The 2,772-nt window shown below is 72.6% G+C and carries 3 protein-coding genes; all 3 read left to right on the top strand.

Annotation, left to right across the window (positions count from 1 at the left end; all coding sequences use genetic code 11):
* On the top strand, window positions 1–723 hold a 723-nt coding region (locus AOK18_RS29090), incomplete at its 5' end, for an amidohydrolase family protein (protein ID WP_157865285.1).
* Window positions 724–921: 198 nt separating this feature from the next.
* Window positions 922–2,133 (top strand): pyridoxal phosphate-dependent aminotransferase, encoded by a 1,212-nt coding sequence (locus AOK18_RS29085; RefSeq protein WP_055571698.1) that lies wholly within the window; start codon window positions 922–924, stop codon window positions 2,131–2,133.
* Window positions 2,134–2,228: 95 nt separating this feature from the next.
* Window positions 2,229–2,651: an SCO4983 family protein gene (locus AOK18_RS29080; protein WP_055696250.1), complete on the top strand. Its 423-nt coding sequence runs from the start codon at window positions 2,229–2,231 to the stop codon at window positions 2,649–2,651.
* Window positions 2,652–2,772: the final 121 nt, after the last annotated feature.

Genomic DNA, 2,772 nt, shown 5'->3' with positions numbered 1-2,772 from the left:
ACGCTGGCCGCGGTGCTGCCGAGCTGGGCGGGCGAGGGCGGGCCGGAGGAGACCCTGCGGCGGCTCGCGGACGACGCCACGGCCGAGCGGATCCGGCACCACCTGGAGGTCACCGGCTCGGACGGCTGCCACGGCGTGCCCGTGGAGTGGGACACCATCGAGATCTCCGGGGTGGGCGACCCCGCGCTGGCCGGGTACGTGGGCCGCACGGTCCGGGAGTCGGCCGCCCTGCGCGGCGAGAGCCCCTGGGCCCTCGCCCGGGAACTGCTGCTCAAGGACAGGCTGGCCCCGTCGATCCTCCAGCACGTCGGCCACGAGGAGAACGTGCGGGAGATCATGCGGCACCGGGTGCACACCGGCGGCTCGGACGGCATCCTCCGGGGCGCCAAGCCGCACCCCCGCGCGTACGGCACCTTCCCGCAGTACCTCGGGCGGTACGTGAGGGAGCTGGGCGTGCTGTCGCTGGAGGAGTGCGTCGCGCACCTGACGTCCCGGCCGGCCGCCCGGCTGCGGCTCGCGGACCGCGGACTGGTCCGCGAGGGCTACCGGGCCGACCTGGTCCTCTTCGATCCGGAGACGGTGGCCGCCGGCTCCACCTTCGAGCGGCCCCGGACCCTGCCGACGGGCATCCCGTACGTGCTGGTCGACGGGCGGTTCGTGATCGAGGACGGGCGGCGCACCGACGTCCTGGCGGGCCGGTCGGTCCGCAGGACGCCCCGCTGACCCGGCGGACCGGTCCGGGCCGAATCGTTTCGGGCCGGTTCGGGCCGGACCGCCGTCCGTCCGGGCGGCGGTCCGGCGCCCACGGCCCGCTCCGGGACCGCTTCCGGGGCGGGCCGCCGGACATACCACCCGTACCGGATCACCCCGCGTGGCGGACGACACGCCGCACACGGCATTACCGGGCCGTAAACTCCCAGCATGCAGGTGATCCAGTCGACCAAGCTCGCCAACGTCTGTTACGAAATCCGGGGCCCGGTGCTCGAGGAGGCGATGCGGCTGGAGGCGGCCGGACATCGCATCGTCAAGCTCAACACCGGCAACCCGGCCGCGTTCGGGTTCGAGTGCCCGCCCGAGATCCTGGAGGACGTCCTCCGCAACGTGTCGTCGGCCCACGGCTACGGCGACGCGAAGGGGCTGCTGGCCGCGCGCCGGGCGGTCGTGATGCACAACCAGACCCTCGGCATCGAGACCGACGTCGAGCACGTCTACATCGGCAACGGCGTCTCCGAGCTGATCGTGATGGCGATGCAGGCGCTGCTCGACGACGGGGACGAGGTGCTGGTCCCCTCGCCGGACTACCCGCTGTGGACGGCGGCCGTCGCCCTGTCCGGCGGCACGGCGGTGCACTACCGGTGCGACGAGCAGTCCGACTGGATGCCGGACCTCGCCGACATCGAGAGCAAGGTCACCGACCGCACCAAGGCGATCGTCATCATCAACCCGAACAACCCGACCGGCGCGGTCTACGACGAGGCGATGGTCAGGAGCCTGACCGACATCGCCCGCCGGCACAACCTGCTGGTCTGCTCGGACGAGATCTACGACAAGATCCTCTACGACGACGCCACGCACACCCCGACCGCCGCCGTCGCCCCCGACCTGCTCACCCTCACCTTCAACGGCATGTCGAAGGCGTACCGGGTGGCCGGGTACCGGGTGGGGTGGATGTCGATCTCCGGGCCCCGCGCGCACGCCGACTCCTACATCGAGGGCCTGACGATCCTGGCGAACATGCGCCTGTGCGCGAACATGCCGGGCCAGCACGGCGTGGTCGCCGCGCTCAGCGGACGCCAGACGATCAACGACCTGGTCCTGCCGGGCGGCCGGCTGCGCGAGCAGCGGGACACCGCGTACGAGCTGCTGACCCGGATCCCGGGTGTGACCTGCGTGAAGCCCAAGGGGGCGCTGTACCTCTTCCCCCGCCTGGACCCCGCCGTCTTCAAGATCAAGGACGACCGGCAGATGGTCCTCGACCTGCTGCGCAGGGAGAAGATCATGGTCGTGCACGGTACGGGCTTCAACTGGCCCGAGCCCGACCACTTCCGGGTGGTGACCCTGCCGCCGGTCGACGCCCTGCGGGACGCGGTGGGCCGGATCGCCCGCTTCCTGGACGGATACCACCAGCCCTGACCCTATGTGTCCAACCCGTCCGATTCTGTCATTCGCTCAACTTTAGACGAGTTCTAAGCTAGGATGGCTTCCTGACAGCATTCTGGAGGCCATCCATGTACGAACCGATCCGCACCAAGTCGGTCCACCGCACGATGGCCGGTGCCCCCGACGACTTCCCCGGCCGCTCCCGCGAGGCGGAACTGGACATCCAGCTCGCGGGCCACCTCGCCGCCCTGCTCGCCGTCACCGACGAGCTGCGCGTCGTGTCCCCCTCCGCCGATCTGGACGCGGCGGCCGAGCGGCTCGCCGAGCAGGTGACCCGCCTCCGGGGAGGACGCAGGCCGACCCGCGCGTCGGCGACCACGAGCGGGAGCGCGCCCCGTGTGACCGCCCTGCACCGCCGGGCGCACGCCCTCGCGGGCCGCGCCCTGGTCGTCGCCGCGTCCCGGGCCGACACGGTGGCCGCGATCCTGGCCGCCGAGCGGATGGACGCGCACACCGCGGCCCTGGAGTCGCGCGAGCTCGCGTCCCGCTGAGCCCCGTCCCCGGGGCCCCACCGACGGCCCCGGTCCGCGCGCAACCACAGTGACGTGCGGACCGGGCGCCACGCACCGCCCCGCGCCACCGCCCCGCTCCACCGCCCCGCGCGACGAGGAC

This window comes from Streptomyces prasinopilosus (assembly GCF_001419695.1).
In the GTDB taxonomy this organism is placed as follows: Bacteria; Actinomycetota; Actinomycetes; order Streptomycetales; family Streptomycetaceae; genus Streptomyces; species Streptomyces prasinopilosus.
This window is presented reverse-complemented; position numbering and strand designations above follow the sequence as displayed.

Bases quoted from the DNA above. Each gene is read 5' to 3' on its own strand.
- AOK18_RS29085 (WP_055571698.1), top strand. From the start codon at position 922: ATGCAGGTGATCCAGTCGACCAAGCTCGCCAACGTCTGTTACGAAATC.
- AOK18_RS29080 (WP_055696250.1), top strand. From the start codon at position 2,229: ATGTACGAACCGATCCGCACCAAGTCGGTCCACCGCACGATGGCCGGT.